The organism is Amycolatopsis vancoresmycina, from assembly GCF_000716785.1.
In the GTDB taxonomy this organism is placed as follows: domain Bacteria; phylum Actinomycetota; class Actinomycetes; order Mycobacteriales; family Pseudonocardiaceae; genus Amycolatopsis; species Amycolatopsis vancoresmycina.
Window position 1 is genome coordinate 175,914 of the sequence record NZ_JNYY01000009.1, and the last position, 20,317, is coordinate 196,230.

The 20,317-nt window shown below is 72.0% G+C and carries 11 protein-coding genes and 1 pseudogene; 7 read left to right on the plus strand and 5 right to left on the minus strand.

Going from position 1 to position 20,317, the window contains the following annotated elements; genetic code table 11:
• Positions 1–18: 18 nt before the first annotated feature.
• The 4 genes and pseudogenes from OO60_RS23325 to OO60_RS23340 all read left to right on the plus strand — a co-directional run bounded on the left by OO60_RS23325 (position 19) and on the right by OO60_RS23340 (position 7,538).
• Positions 19–1,461, plus strand: coding sequence for an arabinofuranosidase catalytic domain-containing protein (locus tag OO60_RS23325; protein WP_004560475.1), 1,443 nt, complete (start codon positions 19–21; stop codon positions 1,459–1,461).
• A 35-nt stretch (positions 1,462–1,496) separates the two neighbouring features.
• Positions 1,497–3,887 (plus strand): ricin-type beta-trefoil lectin domain protein, encoded by a 2,391-nt coding sequence (locus OO60_RS23330; RefSeq protein WP_033262087.1) that lies wholly within the window; start codon positions 1,497–1,499, stop codon positions 3,885–3,887.
• 142 nt (positions 3,888–4,029) lie between these two features.
• Positions 4,030–5,276, plus strand: a pseudogene (locus OO60_RS44660) (arabinofuranosidase catalytic domain-containing protein).
• Between the two features lie 69 nt (positions 5,277–5,345).
• Entirely contained in the window at positions 5,346–7,538 is a 2,193-nt protein-coding gene (locus OO60_RS23340; RefSeq protein WP_155848812.1) for an NACHT domain-containing protein, read from the plus strand.
• A gap of 7 nt (positions 7,539–7,545) precedes the next feature.
• On the opposite strand, the gene OO60_RS23345 is transcribed toward OO60_RS23340, so the two are convergent.
• From OO60_RS23345 to OO60_RS23365, 5 genes are all read right to left on the minus strand, one after another.
• Entirely contained in the window at positions 7,546–10,332 is a 2,787-nt protein-coding gene (locus tag OO60_RS23345; RefSeq protein WP_051767745.1) for a type 1 periplasmic-binding domain-containing protein, read from the minus strand.
• Positions 10,333–10,390: 58 nt separating this feature from the next.
• Positions 10,391–11,830 carry an APC family permease gene (locus tag OO60_RS23350; RefSeq protein WP_033262088.1) on the minus strand — a complete coding sequence of 480 codons (1,440 nt, stop codon included), beginning with the start codon at positions 11,828–11,830 and terminating at the stop codon, positions 10,391–10,393.
• An 87-nt stretch (positions 11,831–11,917) separates the two neighbouring features.
• Positions 11,918–13,096 carry an MAB_1171c family putative transporter gene (locus tag OO60_RS23355; RefSeq protein ID WP_003057898.1) on the minus strand — a complete coding sequence of 393 codons (1,179 nt, stop codon included), beginning with the start codon at positions 13,094–13,096 and terminating at the stop codon, positions 11,918–11,920.
• Between the two features lies 1 nt (position 13,097).
• Positions 13,098–13,616: a M48 family metalloprotease gene (locus OO60_RS23360; RefSeq protein WP_063749410.1), complete on the minus strand. Its 519-nt coding sequence runs from the start codon at positions 13,614–13,616 to the stop codon at positions 13,098–13,100.
• Positions 13,609–14,052 (minus strand): helix-turn-helix domain-containing protein, encoded by a 444-nt coding sequence (locus OO60_RS23365; protein ID WP_003057892.1) that lies wholly within the window; start codon positions 14,050–14,052, stop codon positions 13,609–13,611. The genes OO60_RS23360 and OO60_RS23365 overlap by 8 nt, the downstream gene beginning before the upstream one ends.
• A gap of 215 nt (positions 14,053–14,267) precedes the next feature.
• Between OO60_RS23365 and OO60_RS23370 the strand changes: the two genes are divergently transcribed.
• The 3 genes from OO60_RS23370 (at position 14,268) to OO60_RS45035 (ending at position 20,313) form a co-directional block, all read left to right on the plus strand.
• Positions 14,268–17,273, plus strand: a complete 3,006-nt coding sequence (locus OO60_RS23370; RefSeq protein ID WP_003057890.1) for an AfsR/SARP family transcriptional regulator — start codon at positions 14,268–14,270, stop codon at positions 17,271–17,273.
• A gap of 128 nt (positions 17,274–17,401) precedes the next feature.
• Entirely contained in the window at positions 17,402–18,835 is a 1,434-nt protein-coding gene (locus tag OO60_RS45030; RefSeq protein ID WP_156081320.1) for an NlpC/P60 family protein, read from the plus strand.
• 17 nt (positions 18,836–18,852) lie between these two features.
• Positions 18,853–20,313 (plus strand): glucosaminidase domain-containing protein, encoded by a 1,461-nt coding sequence (locus OO60_RS45035; protein WP_051767747.1) that lies wholly within the window; start codon positions 18,853–18,855, stop codon positions 20,311–20,313.
• The last annotated feature ends 4 nt before the right edge of the window (positions 20,314–20,317 follow it).

The following is a 20,317-nucleotide window of genomic DNA, read 5'->3' on the forward strand; positions in this document are numbered from 1 at the left end:
GTCCATTGAGGAGGATCCGTGCGCGTGATCGTGCTGCTGGCCGCGATGCTGGTGACGGCCTTGGCCGGGGTGACGCCGGCTTCGGCGGCCCCGGCGCCCCTGGTGAGCTCGGCGTCGGGGCGGTGCCTGACCGTCCGGGGCAACGCCGACACCCCCGGGACGGTGCTGGAGATCCAGGACTGCGGTGGTCAGACCGGGCAGGCGTTCGAGTTCACCACGGCCGGTGAGCTGCGGACGCTGGGCGGCACCCGGTGCGTCGACGCCTACGGCAACCGGACCGCCCCCGGCACCGCGGTGATCAGCTGGTCCTGCACCGGCGGGGCGAACCAGCAGTGGCGGCAGAACGCCGACGGGACGATCACCGGTGGCCAATCCGGACTGTGCCTGGACGTCAACGGCGCCGGCACGGCCAACGGCACCGCGGTCATCCTGTGGACCTGCCACGGCGGGACCAACCAGCAGTGGACCGGCGGGACGACGCCACCGCCCCCGTCCGGCACGGCGCCGTGCGACATCTACGCGTCGGGTGGTACGCCCTGCGTCGCCGCGCACAGCACGGTCCGGGCGCTCTACGGGGCTTACGCGGGCAACCTCTACCAGGTCCGGCGTTCCTCCGACAACGGGACGCGGAACATCGGGGTCCTGGCGGCGGGCGGCAACGCCGACGCCGCCGCCCAGGATTCCTTCTGCGCGGGCAGCACCTGCGTCGTCACGGTCGTCTACGACCAGTCGGGCCGCGGGAACGACCTGTGGTACCAGGGTTCGAGCGTCGTCCCGGGCTCCAGCCAGAGCAGCCCGGCGAAGGCGACGTCCGAGTCGCTCACGGTCGGCGGCACGAAGGCGTATTCGCTGTACATCAACCCCGGCAACAGCTACTGGCGCGACGGCCACCTCACCGGCGTCCCGACCGGCAGCGCCCCCGAGGGCATGTACATGGTGACCAGCGGCACGCACGTCAACAGCGGCTGCTGCTTCGACTACGGCAACAGCGAAACGACCCGGAAGGCCGACGCGGCCGGGGCGATGGACGCGATCAACTTCGGCACCGAGTGCTGGTTCGGCGGCTGCAGCGGCGGCGGCCCGTGGGTGCAGGCCGACCTCGAATGGGGCCTGTACCCGGGCGGCAGCCAGCAGTGGAACCCGAACCAGCGCGCGCTGCCGAGCAAGTTCGTCACGGCGATGCTGAAGAACAACGGCACGTCCCGGTTCGCCCTCAAGGGCAGCAACGCCCAGTCGGGCAGCCTCACCACGATGTGGGACGGCGGCCTGCCGAACGGGTACAGCCCGATGAAGAAGCAGGGTGCGATCGTGCTGGGCAGCGGCGGGGACTGCTGCAAGCCCGGCGGCGGGGCGAACCTCAGCGCGGGCACGTTCTACGAAGGCGCCATGGTCGCCGGCTACCCCTCGGACGCGACCGAAGCCGCGGTGCAGGCGAACGTCGTCGCGGCCGGCTACCGCTGAACCCCCTGACCCCTCCGTCGGAAGAGAGAACTCCCATGCCCGCAAACCTGCTCCGGAGACTCCGCACGGCCGCGGTCGCCGCGGTCGTCCTCGCCGCCGGCGTCGTGGCCGCCGCCGCGCCCGCCCAGGCGGCCACGTCCATCACGCTCGACGGCGGCTCGGCGGGCCGCACCTTCGACGGCGTCGGCGCGGTCAGCGGCGGTGGCGGCAACAGCCGCCTGCTGATCGACTACCCGGAGCCGCAGCGCGGCCAGATCCTCGACTACCTCTTCAAACCGGGGTACGGCGCCGCCCTGCAGATCCTCAAGGTGGAGATGGGCGGGGACACGAACTCCACCAGCGGCGCCGAACCCAGCCACGCCCACTTCCGCGGCGATCTCGACTGCAACCGCGGGTACGAGTGGTGGCTGATGGAGCAGGCCAAGGCGCGCAACCCGAACATCAAGCTCGTCGGCCTGCCCTGGGGCGCGCCGGGCTGGATCGGCAACGGCACGTTCTTCTCGAACGACCTCACCGACTACTACCTGTCGTGGCTGGGCTGCGCGAAGCAGCACGGGCTGACCATCGACTACCTCACGACCGTCCAGAACGAGAAGCAGTGGAGTGCCGACTGGACGGTCACCATGCGGAACGCGCTCAACGCCAACGGGTACTCGAGCGTCAAGGTCATCTCCGGCGACTCGTGGCCGGGGGACTGGGGGCCGGCGAGCGCGATCTCGACGAACGCGGCCTACCGCAACGCGACCGACGTCCTCAGCGCCCACTACACGTGCGGCTACCTCAGCGCGCAGACGTCGTGCGGGGTGCCGTCGAACGTCACCGCGACCGGCAAGACGTTGTGGTCCAGCGAAAACGGCTCCCAGGACTACAACGACGGCGCCAAGCCGCTGGCCCGCGGCATCAACCGCGTCTACCTCGACGGCAAGATGACCGCGTACCTCAACTGGGACCTGATCGCCGCCGTCACGCCGAACATCCCGTGGCCGACGGTCGGCCTGATCCTCGCCAACCAGCCGTGGTCGGGCTACTACTCGGTCGGCAAGGACGCGTGGGCGCTGGCGCACACGACGCAGTTCACCGCCCCGGGCTGGAAGTACCTCGACGCCTCCAGCGGCTACGTCGGCGGCAACCGTTCGAACGGCAGCTACGTCACGCTGAAGTCGTCGAACAACTCCGACTACAGCACGGTCATCGAGACCATGGACGCCACCTCGGCCCAGACGCTGAACCTGAACGTCACCGGCGGGCTGTCCACCGGCCAGGTGCACGTGTGGGCGACCAACCTCAACTCGAACAACGCTAGCGACCACTTCGTGCACAGCACCGACGTCACGCCGTCCGGCGGGGCGTACTCCCTGACCGTCCAGCCCGGTTACCTCTACACGATCACGACCACCACCGGGCAGGGCAAGGGCACCGCGACCAGCCCGGCGCAGGGCTCGCTGAACCTGCCCTACAGCGACGACTTCGACGGGTACGCCAAGGGCAAGGAAGCCAAGTACCTGATGGACATGGAGGGTGCGTTCGAGACGTCGGCGTGCGGCGCCGGCCGCGCCGGGACGTGCGTGCGCCAGGCGTCCACGCAGAAGGCCATCCCGTGGAAGAAGACGACCGATCCGTACGCGTTGCTGGGCAACGTGGCCTGGAGCAGCTACACGCTCAGCACCGACGTGCTGCTCGAGAAGTCCGGGTACGTCGAGCTGCTCGGCCACGCCGGTTCGCAGGACACCGGCAACCAGGGCGCGCTCAACGCGTACTACCTGCGGGTGAGCGACACCGGGGCCTGGTCGCTGCGGCGCAACAACACCAGCCAGCAGAACACGCAGCTGCGCAGCGGCACGACGACCGCGCTCGGCACCAACAGCTGGCACAAGCTGTCCCTGGGCTTCTCCGGCAGCACCATCACGGCCTCCGTCGACGGCACGGTCGTCGGCACGGTCACCGACGGCACGTTCCCGGCCGGCCAGGTCGGGATCGGCACGGCCCAGGGCGAAACCGCGCAGTTCGACAACCTCGCGGTCGCCGGCTCGGGCGGCGGGTCGACGTCGGTGCTGCGCAACACCGCCGCGGGCCGCTGCCTCGACGTCCCGAACGTGTCGCAGACCAACGGCACCCAGGTGACGCTCTGGGACTGCAACGGCGGCAGCAACCAGCAGTGGACGGTGACCTCCGGCAAGCAGATCCAGGTGTACGGCAGCAAGTGCCTCGACGCCGAGGGCGCCGCCACGACCCCGGGCACCCGGGTGATCATCTGGGACTGCACGAGCGGCACGAACCAGCAGTGGACCGCGGCCGCGGACGGCACGATCACCGGCGTCCAATCGGGACTGTGCCTGACCCCGAACGGGAACGGCACGGCGAACAGCACCCCGGTGACGCTGCAGACGTGCACCGGCGGAACCGCGCAGAAGTGGACCCGGAGCTAGCGGCTCACCGGCTCGTGAGTGAGAAACAGTGTTCTAACGCTGTTTCTCACTCACGACCGGCCGCGGCAGGCCTTCCCCGAGCCGGCGAACGCATCCGGTCATCGCACTAGCCGCCCTCCGCGGCGGACGAAGGAGTTCGACGATGAAGGCACGCTGGAGAAGACTGTGGCCGGCCGTGGTGATCGCCGCGGGCGCGGTGGCCGGTACGGCGACGACGTCGCAGGCCGCCACCCAGGGACCGTGCGACCTCTACGCGGCGGGCGGCACGCCCTGTGTCGCCGCGCATTCGACGACGCGGGCGCTGTACGGCGCCTACAGCGGTTCGCTCTACCAGGTCCGGCGCGCGTCGGACAACGCGACGCGCGACATCGGCGTGCTGAGCGCCGGCGGAGTGGCGAACGCGGCGGCGCAGGACAGCTTCTGCGCCGGGACGACGTGTCTGATCACGGTCATCTACGACCAGTCCGGCCGGAACAACCACCTCACGCAGGCGCCGCCGGGTGGCTTCCAGGGTCCGGCGGCGGGCGGCTACGACAACCTGGCGAACGCGGCCGCCGCCCCGACCACGGTCGGCGGCCAGAAGGCCTACGGCGTCTACGTGGCTCCCGGCACCGGGTACCGCAACAACAACACCAACGGCGTCGCGACCGGTGACCAGGCCGAAGGCATGTACGCCATTTTCGACGGCACGCACTACAACGGCGGTTGCTGCTTCGACTACGGCAACGCCGAACGCAACAGCCGTGACAACGGCAACGGCACGATGGAGGCCATCTACTTCGGCAACATCAAGGTCTGGGGCTACGGCGCCGGCAACGGCCCGTGGCGATGCGCAAGGAAGGCGCCATCATCCTCGGCACGGGCGGCGACAACAGCATCGGCTCGGCAGGCACGTTCTACGAAGGCGTGATGACGTCGGGCTACCCGTCGGACGCCACGGAGAGCGCGGTCCAGGCCAACATCGTCGCGGCCGCCTACGGCACCGGCGGCAGCAACACGGGCACCGGGCCGGTGCACGCGGTCGGCGCGGGCAAGTGCCTGGCCGCCCCGAACTCGGCCCAGGGCACGCAGCTGCAGATCGCCGGCTGCGCGAGCCAGGCCGGCCAGACCTGGACCCGCACGGCGGACGGCAGGCTGACGGCCACCCTCGGCGGCGCGACGCTGTGCCTGGACGCATCGGGGCAGGGCACGAGCGCGGGCACGAAGGTGGTGACGTGGCCCTGCAACGGCCAGGCCAACCAGCAGTGGACGGTCAACGCGAACGGAACGGTGACCGGTGTCCAATCAGGACTGTGCCTGGACGTGACCGGAGCATCGACGGCCGACGGCGCCCCGGTGGAGCTGTGGACCTGCAACGGCGGCAGCAACCAGCAGTGGACGTTCGGCTAGTGCGGCCCTCCGCCGCGCCCGTCCCCGTGGTATCCATGAGGGGGCAGCGGTGCGGAGGAGGGCGTGGCCGTGGCAGACGATGGGGTGCACAACCACGTCAGCGGGACGGTGGCGGGCCACGTGGTGCAGGCCCGCCACATCGGCGTGGTCAACCTGGGTGAACGCGCCGCTTTCGACGCCGTCGACTACCTGCGCGCGGTCCGCCGGGCGGCGGAGGGCCACCCGGTGGTCTCCCGTGAAGGGCTGTCGGCGGACACCGTGCCGCTCAGCGCGGTGTACGTCGACCGGGACCTGGTCGACCGGTCCACCGGGCGGCCCGGCACCTGGCGCCAGGCGCTCGCCGCGAGCGACCACCTGGTCGTCTTCGGTGGCCCGGGTGGCGGCAAGTCGAGCTTGCTCCGGCGGATCGCCGCCGCCCTCGCGGAAGACCAGGACGCCTCGGCGCCGTGCTTGCCCGTTCCCGTGCACGCACGCCGGTTCCGGGCCGGGATCCCGCTGGCCACGGCGATCCGGGACGGCGCGGTCGCCGAACTCGGGTCGTTCCTGCTGACCGGCCTCCCGGCGGACGCGTTCGCCGCGGCCCCGCCGGCCGGCGGCACCTGGCTGGTCCTGGTGGACGGGCTGGACGAGGTCGCCGGGATCGACGAGGCACGGGTGGCCCTCGAAGCGATCACGGAAGGCGCGCGGCACCCGTTCCTCCGCTTCGTCGTGGCGACCAGGCCGGTGCCGGACACCGACCTGCGGGCGGCCGGGAACCGGTTCGCGGGCTACGAGCTCCGGCCGTTCGACGTGCCCGCGCTCGGCCGGTTCGTCCGCCGGTGGCTCGAACTCCGCGGCGTGGCGGGCGCGGCCGAGCTGGGCGACGGCGTGGTCGCGCACGTGCGCCGCAACGGTTTCATGGACTGGCTGCTCGAGCCACTGGCCGCGACGATGCTCTGCGGGCTGCTGCTCCAGAACCCGGGCCGGCGGCTGCCCGGCCGGTTGTCCGATCTCTACGAACAGTACGTGCGGAAGCTCTTCACCGGCCGGGCGTACACGAACGCCGAACGCCGGACCCATCGCGACGTCGTCCAGCTGCTGGAAAAGGTCGCGAGCGAGCGGCTGTTCCGGAGCCCGGACCTGCCGGTACTCGCCGCGGCCGGCAAGTTCGCCCGCGGCACGCCGCTCGAACCGGCCGCGGCCGACCCCGGCGTGCGCGCCCGCGAACTGCACGACGTGCTGTGCCGGACCGGCCTGGTCGTCTCGGCGGCGGGGGACCTGGAGTTCGCGCACGCGACCTTCGAGGAGTACCTCGCGGCCCGGCGCGTCGCCGACCGCCTGGTCCGCGACACCGGCGCGGACCGGTGGCGCACGCTGGACCGGGTCTTCGAAGCCCTCGCCGCCCAGTACGGCACGGACTCCGGCGAAAGCGATGTCTCGCAGGTCTTCCGCTTCTCCCAGGTGCCCGTCTTCCTGGCCGACATCTGGTCGGCGAGGGCGAAGGACACCGACGTCCTCCTCGAGCACCTCGTGCGGTATTCGCCGGACGGCGGCTGGTGGCTGGTGCGCCGGCTGGCGGCGGCCGGGCTGACGGCCGGACCCGGGCCGGTCGCCGCGCTGGCCGAGATCACCGGCGACGCGTCACTGTCCGAAGAGGACCACTGGGGCGCGGCGATCACCCTGCGGGATCTCGGGCACCCGGAAGGGATCGCCCGGCTGCTGGCGATGGTGGCCGACGCCGATCTGCCGGACTTCGAGCGGATCCGGGCGATGCGGGAATGCGGCCGCTCGGGCGCTTCGGCCGCGGCGGCGGCCGGTTTCCTCGGCCGCAGCCGGGAGTTCCCCGACTGGGAGTACCCGCACAGCGTGGTCGACGCGGCCGAGGCGATGCCGGCGGACGACGACGAGGCGTTGTCCGAGGGCCTGGACCTGGTGCTCGGCAACCGGCACCTGCCCGAAGGGATACGGCTGCACGCGGGGAGCGTCGCGGTGGTGCTCGACGGCGAAGCCGCCTACCGGAAGCTCCTGGCCCAGCGGTTCCGCCGCCTGGGTTCGGCGCTGGGCGAGCAAGCCGCCCGCGGCGTCTCGGAGGCGTATTCCGTGCTGTGGCGGATGGTGCGGGATCCCGAGCTGGCCGGGGACCTGCGCTGGGACGCCGCCGACGAGCTGGCCGCGCTCGACGACGACACCGCGGGTGCCGCGTTCCGCGCCCTGGCCGAGGACCCGGGGCTCGACGAGCGGTACCGGCGCCGAGCCGCCCAGGCCGCCGCCGGCTTCGACTGAGGGTGCCTCACGGATCGGGCGGGCACCAGGTGTCCGACGTCGGCCCGTCGGCCGCACCGCAGAAGCCGTGGGCCGACTTGTCGACTTCGCCGCCGGACACGCCCATCACCGCGACCGGCTTGTTCTGCGGCACGTTCCGCCCGATGTCGCCGCCGTAGTCGATCGTCCCCGTGACCCCTTCGAGGTACTTGTTGACCTGTCCCGCACCCGGGCGCGAGGTGTGGATGGCCGTGATCTCGCGCCAGATCGCGCCGGGCGTCACCGGGATCTCGGCCGCCGTCTCGCGCAGGTACGCCGCCGCGACGATCATCACCTGGGCGGCGTCGTAGGCCAAGGCCGCGTGGCCGTCGTACGAGCGGCCCTCCGGCGTCCGCTCGAACGGGAACAGCGTCTGGTCCAGCGTCGTGTAGAAGTCGAGGGCCGCGCCGCTCGGCTCGGTGACCGGCGAGGTCGCGAACGACAGGTAGTAGTAGGGCAGCGCCCGGTTGCGCTGGCGTTCGCCCTGGTCGGCGACGAACCGCGTGACGTCGTCGTCGCCGATCACGGTGGCCCGGCTGCCGCACTGGGCCGCGCTGCTGAGGAACTGGCCGAAGTCGGGGACGCCGCGCCCGGCGAAGAACACGATCCCGTCGTAGGAACAGGTGTCCCGGCCCGCCGCGCCGGCGTTGCCCAGCAGCGGCTCGCCGTAGCGCACGTGCGAAGCCGCCCCGCCGAGCCCGCCGTCCGGGGTGAACGCCCGCGCCTCGGCCTGGAAGTGCTGGTCCCGGAAGGACTTCAGGACGTCGTCGCGCAGGTTGGTGCTGTACACGTCGGCGTCGTCGTCGGAGTAGTAGACGCGGACCGTGCGCGGGCCCGGCAGCTGGCCGGCGAACCCGGCCGCCACCGCCGCCTCCCGCCGGTTCTGCGGTGTCACCTGGAAGTACATCGGGTTGAGGTCGGCCAGCGGGTCCGCGGACAGCGTCGAGGCGACCATCGGCAGGCCCGCGTTGGTCAGCGCGGCGATGGTCTTCTGCGTCGGTGCGCTGCTCAGGTCCAGCCCGGCCACCCCGACGATGCTCTTGTCCTGTTCGGCCTGCAGCTTCAGCTCCTTCGCCACCCGCTCGCCTTCGCGCATGTTGCGCCCGCCGTTGGCGATGAGCAGCCGGACGATCGGGTCGGCCGAGCCGGGCGCGTTCAGCTGCCGCAGCTGGGCGACCGCGAAGCCCTCCAGCGACTCGCGTTCGCTGGTCAGGCCCTCCGCGAGGTTGTTCGACGACGTCAGCGCCTCGAGCGCGACGAGGGTGATGTACGGCCGTTCCGGATGGGACTGGTGCAGCTGCTCCGCGCGGTGGTTCTGGTCCAGCACGACCGCTTCGACCTGCCGGATCGTCGCGTCCGACGGCTGGAAGACGTCCTGGGCGCCGTCCGTGGTGCCGACGCATTCGCTGCCGGTCCAGGTCAGCCAGGGGTTGTCCGAGCCGCAGTGTCCGGCGTAGGTGTCGTGGGAGCGGTAGGCGACGAACGCGGCGGCCAGCGCGACGACCACGACCGGCACCCCGATCCGCGTCCACCGGCTGGCCCACCACGGCGGCCGGACCTGACGGCGGAACCGGTAGTCGCTGCCGAGGGTCTGCAGCATCTGCCGGACGCGCGGCTCGTCGGCGTCGGCGGGCGGCCGGACGCCGATCGGCAGGTACCAGGCGGTCGGCCGCCGCTCCCGCCGGTCGCGTTCGAGCTGGTTCTGCCAGGCCACGTACGCGGCCTGCGCCTGCCCGGCCTGGAACTGCGGGCGGTGTTCGGCCGGTTTCGCGTCCGGCGGCGGCGCGGGGCTGGCGCTGACCACGAGCAGCGGGTCGAACCGCCCGACCTGGTTGCGCACGGAGTTGACCAGCTCCAGCAGCCGGTACCCGCCGTTGCCGACGCTCACCTCGTCCAGCAGCAGCACGGGGTAGGTCATCCGGCGCCGCCGCCACACCCGCCACGGCCGCAGCCGGTACGCGCGCCGCAGGTCCTCGAGGAAGGCGTTGAGCAGCAGGCGGCAGACGTATTCGGGGGCCTCCTCCTGCCACTGCCCCTCGGTGAGCCGCCGGGCGAACCGGACGAAGCTGCCGGACATCTCCGGCGCGAGGTGCGGCTGCCGCAGGAACCACCGGTACCGCCCGGACAGCACCGGCACCCGCCCGGTGACGGCGATCCGGAAGGTCAGCAGCGTCAGCCCGCGCACGAGCAGCGAGAAGACCTTCCAGATGCCCTGGTTCTCCGGCAGCTGCTTGACGGCGTCCTCGGCCGACGAGCTGAACCGCTCGGCGAGGCTGATCCGCCGGATGGCCCGCCGCAGCACGCCGTCGGGGTCGTCCCGGCCGTCGTAGTCCTGCAGCATGAGCCAGTAGACGAGGTCGAACAGCGGGAACGGCAGCCTGCTGGTGTGCGCCGAAGCGCTGTCCCCGAGCTCCTTCCTGGCTTCCCGCAGGATGTCACGCACGACGGTGACGGAGTCGGCGGTCGCGGGCCCGGCCTCGTCCCGCCCTTCGTGCCCGGCGAGGTCCGGGCGCGCGTGCCGGATGCTGCCCTGCGGTTTGGCGTTGCGGAGCCGTTCCGCGACGGCGGCGAGCACCTCGCCGCTTTCGGGCGGCCGGACCAGGCACACCATGGGCAGCCCGCGCCGCTCGGACCGTTCGTCCTGGTATTCGGTCCACCGGCACTGTTCGTCGAGTTTCCGCGGGCGGTCCCCGAACCGCGGCCGCAGGCACAAGGCCCCGAGCAGTTTCACCAGCACGTCGGCGCCGAGAAAGCCGAGCGGTCCCGTTCTCCCCATCCGAACAGCGTGGCACATTCCGGGTGGAACCGGTTCCGCAAATCTACCTACAGGACCACTAACGTTCGAGATCGGCGTCCAGTGCGTGGAAGACCTCGGGACGGCGCTTGCGCAGCCACGCGGCGACGACCAGGCCGGCCAGCGCGACGACCAGGAGCAGCCACGGCAGCTGCGGGACCACGCCGTTGCCGGAGCCGGCCAGGGTCGGGAAGTTGAGGATCGCCAGCGTCACGATGAGCCCCAGGCCGGCCGCGCCGAGGCCGGGGGCGAGCAGCGTCCGCACGAACCGCCGGTCGCGGGTGCGGCGGAAGTGGACCAGGATCGCCACCGCCGCCAGCAGCTGCAGGGCGAGGATGCCGAGCGTGCCGAAGCCGGTCATGCTGGCCGTCAGGTCGGCGACCGGGTCGAGCCCGGCGAGCCGGAACACCAGCGCGACCACCGACCCGGAGACCAGCTGCACGAGCGCGGCGTACCGGGGTGCGCCGGTGCGGGCGCTCGTGCGGCCCAGCGCCCGGGGCAGGACACCGACCCGCCCGAGGGCGTAGAGGTAGCGGGTGGCCGAGTTGTGCAGGGCCAGCAGCGCGGCGAACAGGCTGACGACGAGCAGCAGCATCATCACCTTGGTCAGCGCGCCACCGAGGTAGTCCTGCGACACCGAGAACACCAGGTCGCCGGTGGACAGGTGCGCCGCGGCGACGTCCTGGGCCTGCGCCACCCCGACGGCGGTGACCACCGCCCAGGTGGTGAAGGCGGCGAAGAGCCCGATGAAGCCGATGGCGATGTAGGTCGCCCGCGGGATCGTCCGCTTCGGGTTCTTCGCCTCTTCCCCGAACAGCGCGGTCGCCTCGAACCCGATGAAAGCGTTGGCGGCGAACAGCAACGCCAGCCCGCCGGCGCCCTGGAACAGCACCGACGGGTGGAAGACGTCGAACGAGAAGCCGTGCCGGAACAGCACGCTGAAGTCCATGACCAGCAGGATCGACACCTCGAGGACCAGCGAGACGCCGAGCACCTTCGCGCTGACGTCGATACCGCGCCGGCTCAGCAGGAAGACCAGCACGACGGAGACCGCGCTCCAGACGATCCAGTCGAGGTCGAGCCCGAAGACGTCCTTGAGGACAGTGCCGGTGAAGAACCCGCTGGTGCCGATGGCACCGGCGACGAAGCAATTGTAGCCGAGCATCGCGACGAACCCGGCGACGAGGCCCATGGTCTTGCCGAGGCCTTTGACGACGAAGGCGTAGAAGCCGCCCGCGCTGGTCAGGACCTTCGACATCTGCGCGTAGCCGACGGCGAACAGCAGCAGCACGACGGTGGCCAGCACGAACGCCGCCACCATCCCGCCCCCGTTGCCGACGGCGATCCCGATGGCCGCGATCACGACCATCCCGGTCAGCGGCGCGACCGCGGCCAGCACCAGGAAGACGATGCCGGGCACGCCGAGCACGTTCGCGGCGAGCGAGGTGCGGTCGTCCTGGGTGGCACTGGTTCGGCTCATGGCTGCTCCTCGATCCACCGGCCTGAACCGGAAGTATGCGAGGGCGGGCCGCGCGCGCCTTGTGCCTGCGCGCGGAGTCCTTGTCCGTCAGCGACCGGGTTCCCGGATCCCGGCGGCCGCCCGGATGACCTCCGGGTCGTCCATCGACGTCCGCAGCCGGAGCAGATCGGCCAGCTCGCCGTCGAGGGAGCCGTCGGTGGTGCGGGCGGGCGGGCGGGTCTCCTGCGGGTGAGGCGTGGCCCGGTCCTTGAACCGCAGCCCGAGGTGGAGCACGCAGGCGTCCAGCGCCGCCGCCTCGCGGCCGCGCAACGCCGCTTCGGCTGCCTGGTGTTCCGCGGGCGGCACGTAGCTGGTCAATTCCATCTGCGCGTCGCGGATTTCGATGATCCGGCGGTACAGCCGCCGCCGGAACGCGCGGGCCGGGAACGGGCCGGACCGGGGGTCGAGCACGGTGCCGGGGACGGCCTCGGTGAGCGTCCGCCACAGGCCGCCCAGCCGGTGGTAGGCGATCCGGTGGCGGACGTGCCGGGTCACCGCGTACCCGACGCGGACCAGCGCGGCCGACCCGGCCAGCGCCACCGTCGTCCAGAGGAGCAGGAAGGTGACCGTCCCGTAGACCGGCCGCGCGACCTGGTGGAGGAACCCGAACCCGTGGCCCACGACGTACCACAGCCGGCTCGCCACGTAGAGCAGGCCGACGGCCGCGCTCAGCCACAACAGGAGCAGCGCCGTCCGCAACGGCCCGCGCCGCGACTTCCGCCAGTTCGGGACCAGGAACGCCACGGCGAGGGACAGGCCGAGGCCCAGGCACGTCTGGAACAGCAGCTGGTAGGTGACCACCAGCGGGTGGCGGACCTGCCACAACCCGAAGTCGGGCTGGTCGAGCCGGCGGGGGATGAACACGAACAGCGTCACCAGGCCGGTCAGCACCAAGGTGAACGCCAGCTGCCCGCGCCGCAGCAGGACCCGCCGCCCGCCCTCGACGCCGGCCGCCAGCTCCAGGATGGCGATGAACGCCAGGAGCGTGCCCAGGTGCCCCAGCAGGATGGCGAGGTCCGGGACGCCGGTGACCGAGTCGACCGTGCGGCGCACCCCGGGCAGCGACGTCGGCGCGGACAGGAAGAGGAACCCGAAGAAGGCGGTCACGGCCCGTTGCGGGACGGACCCCAGCAGCCGCGGCAGGCCCGTCATGACGACCAGCCACAGCACCCCCAGCGCGGCCGCCGACACCACCGGCACGGTGAACACGGGCAGGTCGGGCGACACGTCAAAGCCCTTCCGGGAAGCCGAACACCTCGTCGAGCGGACCGCCGGGCGCCGACGGCCGCGGCGACGGCCAGCCGGCCTTCTCCAGGATCAGCGCCGCGACCATCTCGGCCTCCCGCTCCTGCCGCGTCGAGTACCGGGTCCGCATCAGGACGCGCTGCACCATCGCCGGGTCGAGGCCGGGCAGCAGCGCGGCGACCGCGTCCGGCTCGTCCACCCGGTGGTCGCACACCATGTGCCCGAGTTCGTGCAGGACGATGTTCTGCCGGTGCAGGGCGCTGACGCCGGTGGCGTGGTACACGTGGTCGGCCTGCGCGGTGGCGATCCACATCCCGCACGGCACGTCCGGTCCCGGCGGGAACGGCAGCTCGTGCAGGTGCAGGTCACGCCCCCGGCTCCGGGACACCTGTTCGAGCAGGGCCGGCAGGGAGAACGGCCGGGGCACGGGGAAGTCCTGCAGCCGCGCCCGGCACGCCCGCCACAGGCTCCGGTTGCTCCGCGCGGGCGGCTCCCTAGTCACCCAGCGGGTACCGTTCTTCGTCGGCGGGCGGCAGCCCCTCGACCGTCCGCGCGTGTTCGATCATGCCCGCGACGGCCTGCAGCCCGGCCGCGGACAGGCCGTTGGCGCGCAGGGCCAGCGCCCGCACCGACCGGTCCCGCAGGGTGGCGAGCAGTTCCAGCTGGGCGTCGATCTCGGCGGTGTCCTCGTCGAGGAAGTACGACGGCCGCACCCCGAAGAACTTCGCCAGCCCCTCCAGGTGCTTGATCGTCGGGTTGTCCCGCAGGCCCTTGCGCAGCTGCCAGATGTAGGTGTGGGAGATGGACACCCCCTGCGCGCGGATGGCGGAGGCCACTTCCTCGTAGCTGTACTCGCCCCGGCCCGCCGGCCGCACGACCTGGAACAGCCGGTCGAGGCGCGCCGCGAGCGACGCCGGTGGGTCCGGCGCGGTGGCCATGGCGCTCCCCCCCATCACCTGTCGAAGCCGGTTGACGACGGCCCGGCTGCCATCAGCCGTCGTTGACAAGCAGGGTAACGGTCGGCCACGATGGCTTCCATAAACGTCAGTTTATGGAAATCTAGATCCATAAACTAGTCGCACGATCGTGCCGGGGGACACGGGTGGCGGGGGCCGCCTCCCCCCGGCTGTGCCGGGTTCTTGGGGGAGGACACGTGGATTTCCGGTTGCTGGGACCGTTGACGGTGGTGGTGGACGGGGCACCCGTGCCGCTGGGCGGCCCGAAGCCGCGGTCGCTGCTCGCGATGCTGGTGCTCAACGCCGGCCGGGTGGTGGCCGGGGACGCGCTGGTCACGGCGTTGTGGGGGGACGAAGCGCCGGACAGCGCCCGGGCCATGCTGCACACGTACGTGTCCACGCTCCGGCGCACGCTCGCCGGAGCGGCGAGCGGCGAGCTCCTGGTCCGGCAGGCTCCCGGCTACCTCCTGCGGGCCGACCCGCAGTCGATCGACCTCACCCGCTTCGAACGGGCTGTGCTGGCCGGACGGCAGGCGCTGGACGGCGGCGACCCGGAGCTGGCCTCGTCGACGCTGGCCGCCGCGCTGGCGCTGTGGACCGGCGAACCGCTGGGCGGCGTCCGGGGCGAGTGGGCCGAGCGGGCGCGGGTCACGCTCGCGGAGGCCCGGCTCGACGCGCTGGAGGCCCGGCTGACCGCCGACTTCCGGTCGGGCCGCGGCCGGACGCTGGTCGGCGAGCTGACCGCGCTGGTCGGCGAACACCCCCTGCGCGAACCGCTGCGGGCCCTGCTCGTGCTGGCCCTGCACGAGGCGGGCCGGCAGGCCGACGCGCTGGAGACGTTCCACCAGGCCCGGCGCCTGCTCGACGACGAACTGGGCGTGGCGCCCGGGCCGGAACTGCAGGCCGCCTTCCGGACCGTGCTGGGCGAGCCCGCCGCCGCGGTGGCCGGTGAGCGCGCACCGGCGGTGGTCGCCGTGCCGCGCCAGCTCCCGCCCGCGATCGCCGGCTTCACCGGACGGCAGGACGAACTCCGCCGGGTGGTCGGTGCCCTGCAGCCGGCCGGCCCGGCCGCCACCCGGATCTGCGCCATCTCGGGGAAACCCGGTTCCGGCAAGACCACGCTCGCCGTGCACGCGGCGCACCGGGTCCGGCCGGACTACCCGGACGGCCAGCTCTACGCCGACCTCGGCGGCCCGCACCCGAGACCGGTCGACCCGGCCGAGGTGCTCGTCCGGTTCCTGCGCTCGCTCGGCGTCGCCGACGCGTCGATCCCGGCGGCGGACGGCGAACGCGCCGATCTCTACCGGTCGCTGCTGGCCGACCGGCGGGTGCTGGTCGTCCTCGACAACGCCTTCGACGAACAGCAGGTCCGGCCGCTCGTCCCGGCCGGGACCGGCTGTGCGGTGGTGGTGACCGGCCGGGCCCGGCTGGCGACGCTGGCCGGCGCGAGCCTGCTGGACCTGCGCGAGCTGCCCGAGCCGGAAGCACTGGCCCTGCTGGCGGTCCTCGTCCCGGACGGCCGGCTCCGGGACGACCCGGAAGCCGCGCGGAAGATCGTGCGGCTGTGCGGGCACCTGCCACTGGCCGTGCGGATCGCGGGCGCCCGCCTCGCCGCGCGTCCACATTGGACGACCGGCGCGCTGGTGCGGCGGCTGAGCAGGCAGGGCCACCTGCTCGACGAGCTGGCCATCGGCGACCTCGAGGTCCGGCGCAGCCTCGCGCTGAGCTACGAAGCGCTGGCCGGTCCCGAACGGACGGCGTTGCGCCGGCTCGCGCTGCTCGGGGTGCCGGAGTTCGCGAGCTGGCTGGCGGCCCCGCTGCTGGACGTGCCGCTGCGCGCCGCCGATGCCGTCGTCGAACGGCTCGTCGACGCGCAGCTGCTGGACGCGACGGGGGCGGGACCCGCCCGCTTCCGGTTCCACGACCTCACCAGGGCGTTCGCCGGGGAGCTCGTGACGGCGGACCCCGACCGGGCCGGGACCCGCGCGGCGCTCGAACGGGTCTGCCGGGCCGGATTGGAGCTGCTGCGCCGGGCCGCGTCCCGGCCGCCCGGCGTCCTCGAACCACCCGCCGGGATCGGCCACCTGGACGCGGCGACCGTCACCGAGCTGCTGGCCGAACCCGGCGGGTGGTGCGAGCGCGAGCACGCCCTGCTGGCGAACCTCGTGGAGCTGGCGGGCGAGCTCGACCTGGTGGAGCTCGCGACCGCGCTGGCCGTCGAACTGTCCACCTCGTCCTACGCCGTCCACAACCGGTTCGGCCACTGGCGCCGGAGTCACACCGCGGCGCTCGCCGCGGCCCGGCGAACCGGCGACCGCGCCAGTGAAGCGCTGCTCCTCGTGGGGGTCGGCCGGCTCTACTACGAGCAGGACCGCTTCGACGAGGCGGTGTCCCACTTCGCGCAGGCGCTCACGGCGTACCACGACCTGGGGGACGCCGGCGCGGAGGCGAGAACCCGGCTGGAACTCAGTTTCGTCCTCCGGGAACGCGGCCGGTACGCCGACGCCGAAGCGGCGCTCACGCGGGCGATGCCCGTGCTCCGGTCGACCGGCACGGCCGACGAGCAAGCGATGGCCGACCACAACCTCGGCATGCTCCGGACCGAACAGGGCCGGCTCGCCGAAGCGGCGGAGCTGACCGGTGCGGCGATGTCGGCGTGGCGGTCGATCGGCAACCGGCGCGCGGCCGCGCTGGCGCAGCGGTCACTCGGCATCGTGCACCGCGCGGCCGGCCGGCTGGACGAGGCCGCGGACTGCTGCGCCCGTGCCGTCGCGGACCTGCGGCTGGCCGACGCCCGGCTGATGACCGCCTACGCCGAGCAGGCACTGGCCAAGGTCCGCATCCGGCAGGGCCGGGGCCGCGAGGTCCGGCACGTGCTCGACGCCGCGTTGACGACATGCAACGAGCTGGCCGACGGCTTCGGCCAGGCCCTGGTGCTGCGGACGCTCGGGGAGCTGGAACTCGCCGGCGGCGACCTCGACGCGGCGACGCGGTACCTCACCCGGTCGCTCGAATGGTGGCAGGCGCTGGACCTGCCGGTGTGGCAGGCGCGGACCAGCCGCGATCTGGCGGCCGCCGTCGCCGGCCTCGGTGACGACCGGCGCGCCGCCGAGCTGCGCGCCACCGCGCTGGCGATCTTCGAACGGTCCGGGTGCCGCGAGGCGGCCGAACCGCTGCCGAGCCCTTCCATGCCGCGACTCTGAGCCACCGGCCTCCGGAAAACCTCCGAAATCGCCCGGGGTTCCCGTGAAGGGTTCGTCCAGTTCGCTTGAAGCGCCGCGGGAGACGGTCTTCGCGTCCCACCCGGCAAGCGAATTCGGAGGACCCGATCGTGCAAGAAGGAACAAGGCGGGCGTGGAAGGCCCGCGTGCTGGCGCCGGTGCTCGCGCTGTCGGCGGTCGCGGCGCTGGGCTTCCCGGCCGCCGCCTCGGCAGCGCCCGTCGTCTCCCCGGCCGGCCCGGAGGTCACCGCCGGGCCGGCGGCCAAGCCCGAGCCGACCGACCTGAAGCCGGCGTTCACCACGATGGCGAACAGACCGATCTCCCGGTCCGAGGTCCGCGAACGCGGGCAGAGCTGGCTCGACGACCACGTGCCGTACAGCCAGTCGGCCTACCACACCAACCAGTACGGCAGCTACCGGCAGGACTGCTCCGGGTTCGTCTCCATGGCCTGGAACCTGGAGCGGTCCGAGAACACCCAGTCCCTGTTGCCGCTGATGACCGACATCGACCGGTCGGACCTGAAGTTCGGCGACGCGTTGTGGCGCACCGGCCACATCGCCCTGTTCGTCGGCTGGAACGACGAAGCCAGGACGCGCCCGGTCGTCTGGGAGGAATACGACTACGGGCACTTCGCCGAGCAGCGCGTCTGGAGCGCGAGCTACGCCGCCACGTTCACCGCCAAGCGGTACCGGAACATCGTCGAGGACGCGCCTCCGCCGCCGGACGCCGGGATCTCCGTGGGTTCCGACGGTACCCAGCTCATCCTCAACCGCAAGGGCAACGGCACCGCGCTGGCGAAGAAGGGCATCGGTCTCTACGGCTGGACGGTCGAAACCGACCCCGTCGTGAAGAAGGTGGCGACCAACGGTGGCGTGCAGCTGATCCTGACGAAGGACGGCACGGTGCTGGCCAAGGACACCATCGGCCTGTACGAGTGGACCGTCGAAACCGACGCCGTCGTCACCGACATCGCAGTCGGATCCGATGGGACGCAGATGATCCTGGACAACACCGGCACCGTGCTGGCGAAGAAGGGCATCGGTCTCTACGGCTGGACGGTGGAAACGGACGCGGTGGTCAAGCAGATCGCGACCAACGGCGGTGTCCAGCTGATCCTGGACAACACCGGAACGGTGCTGGCGAAGAACAGCATCGGGCAGTACGGCTGGACGCGCGAGACCGACGCCGTGGTCGGCAAGATCGCCGTCGGTTCCGATGGCACGCAGCTGATTCTGGACAACACCGGCACAGTGTCCGCAAAGGACACCATCGGGCTCTACGGCTGGACCGCCGAGACCGACGCGGTCGTCACCGACATCGCCGCCGGTTCCGACGGCACCCAGATGATCCTCGACCGCACCGGCACGGTGCTGGCGAAGGACACCATCGGGCTGTACGGCTGGACCGTCGAAACCGACGCCGTCGTCGACCGGATCGCCACGAACGGCGGCGTCCAGCTGATCCTCGACCGCAACGACACCGTGCTCGCCAAGACCGGGATCGGCCTCTACGGCTGGACCCTCGAATCCGACTCGATCGTCTGAAGGCGCGGGAATCCGAAATGACCGAGAAAACCTGGTACCGCGGCGCGCTGCTCCTGCTCACCGCGATCGCGCTTTCCCTCACGGCCACCGGCCCGGCGCTCGCCGTGCCGGCCGGCCCACCCGACGACCGGGTCGTCATCGCCGACGCCGTGCGCGACGGCGCCGTCCAGCCCGACACCCTGGCCGGCAACACCGATTTCATCGCCGTCGCGGGCCCGGCCGCGCAACCGGGCCAGGCCGAGTTCGGGGTGCCGGCGTCGGTCACCGTCGCGCAGGCGATCCTCGAGTCCAACTGGGGCCGGAGCGCACCGGGGAACAACTACTTCGGCATCAAGTGCGGCAGCGGCGGCCACGGCCCGATCGCGATCGGCTGCCAGGACCTCCCCACGCAGGAGTGCGACCCGGGCTGCCACACCGTGATCGCGTCGTTCCGCGTCTACGCCTCGATGACGGACTCGTTCCGCGACCACGGCCTCTTCCTCCGTTCGAACCACCGCTACGACCCGGCGTTCGACTACCCGGACAACCCGGACCAGTTCATCCGCGAAGTGGCGAAAGCGGGGTACGCGACCGATCCGAACTACGCCGGCAAGGTCATCGGCCTGATGGGGACCTACGACCTGTACCGGTTCAACACGCCCGCGCCACCGCCGCTCACCGCCGGGATCTCCGTGGGTTCCGACGGCACGCAGCTGATCCTCAGCAGCAAGGACAACGGGACGGTCCTGGCCAAGAAGGGGCTCGGGCTCTACGGCTGGACCCTGGAAACCGACCCGGTGGTCAAGAAGGTGGCGACCAACGGTGGCGTGCAGCTGATCCTGACGAAGGACGGCACGGTGCTGGCCAAGGACACCATCGGCCTGTACGAGTGGACGGTGGAAACGGACGCCGTCGTCAAGGACATCGCGGTCGGATCCGATGGGACGCAGCTGATCCTGGACAACACCGGCGTCGTACTGGCCAAGAAGGGCATCGGTCTCTACGGCTGGACTGCCGAGACGGACGCGGTGGTCAAACAGATCGCGACCAACGGCGGTGTCCAGCTGATCCTGGACAACACCGGAACGGTGCTGGCGAAGAACAGCATCGGGCAGTACGGCTGGACCGCCGAAACCGACGCCGTCGTCAGGGACATCGCCGTCGGCTCGGACGGGACGCAGCTGATCCTCGACAACACCGGCGTCGTGCTGGCGAAGAAGGACATCGGCCTCTACGGCTGGACCGCCGAGACCGACGCCGTCGTCAGCGACATCGCGGCCGGCGCGGACGGCACCCAGCTGATCCTGGACCGCACCGGCACGGTGCTGGCGAAGAACACGATCGGACTGTACGGCTGGACGGTGGAAACGGACGCGGTGGTGAAGCAGATCGCGACCAACGGCGGCGTGCAGCTGATCCTGGACAACACCGGGAGGGTCCTCGCCAAGGACAGCATCGGGCAGTACGGCTGGACGCTCGAATCCGACCCCATCGCCTGACTCG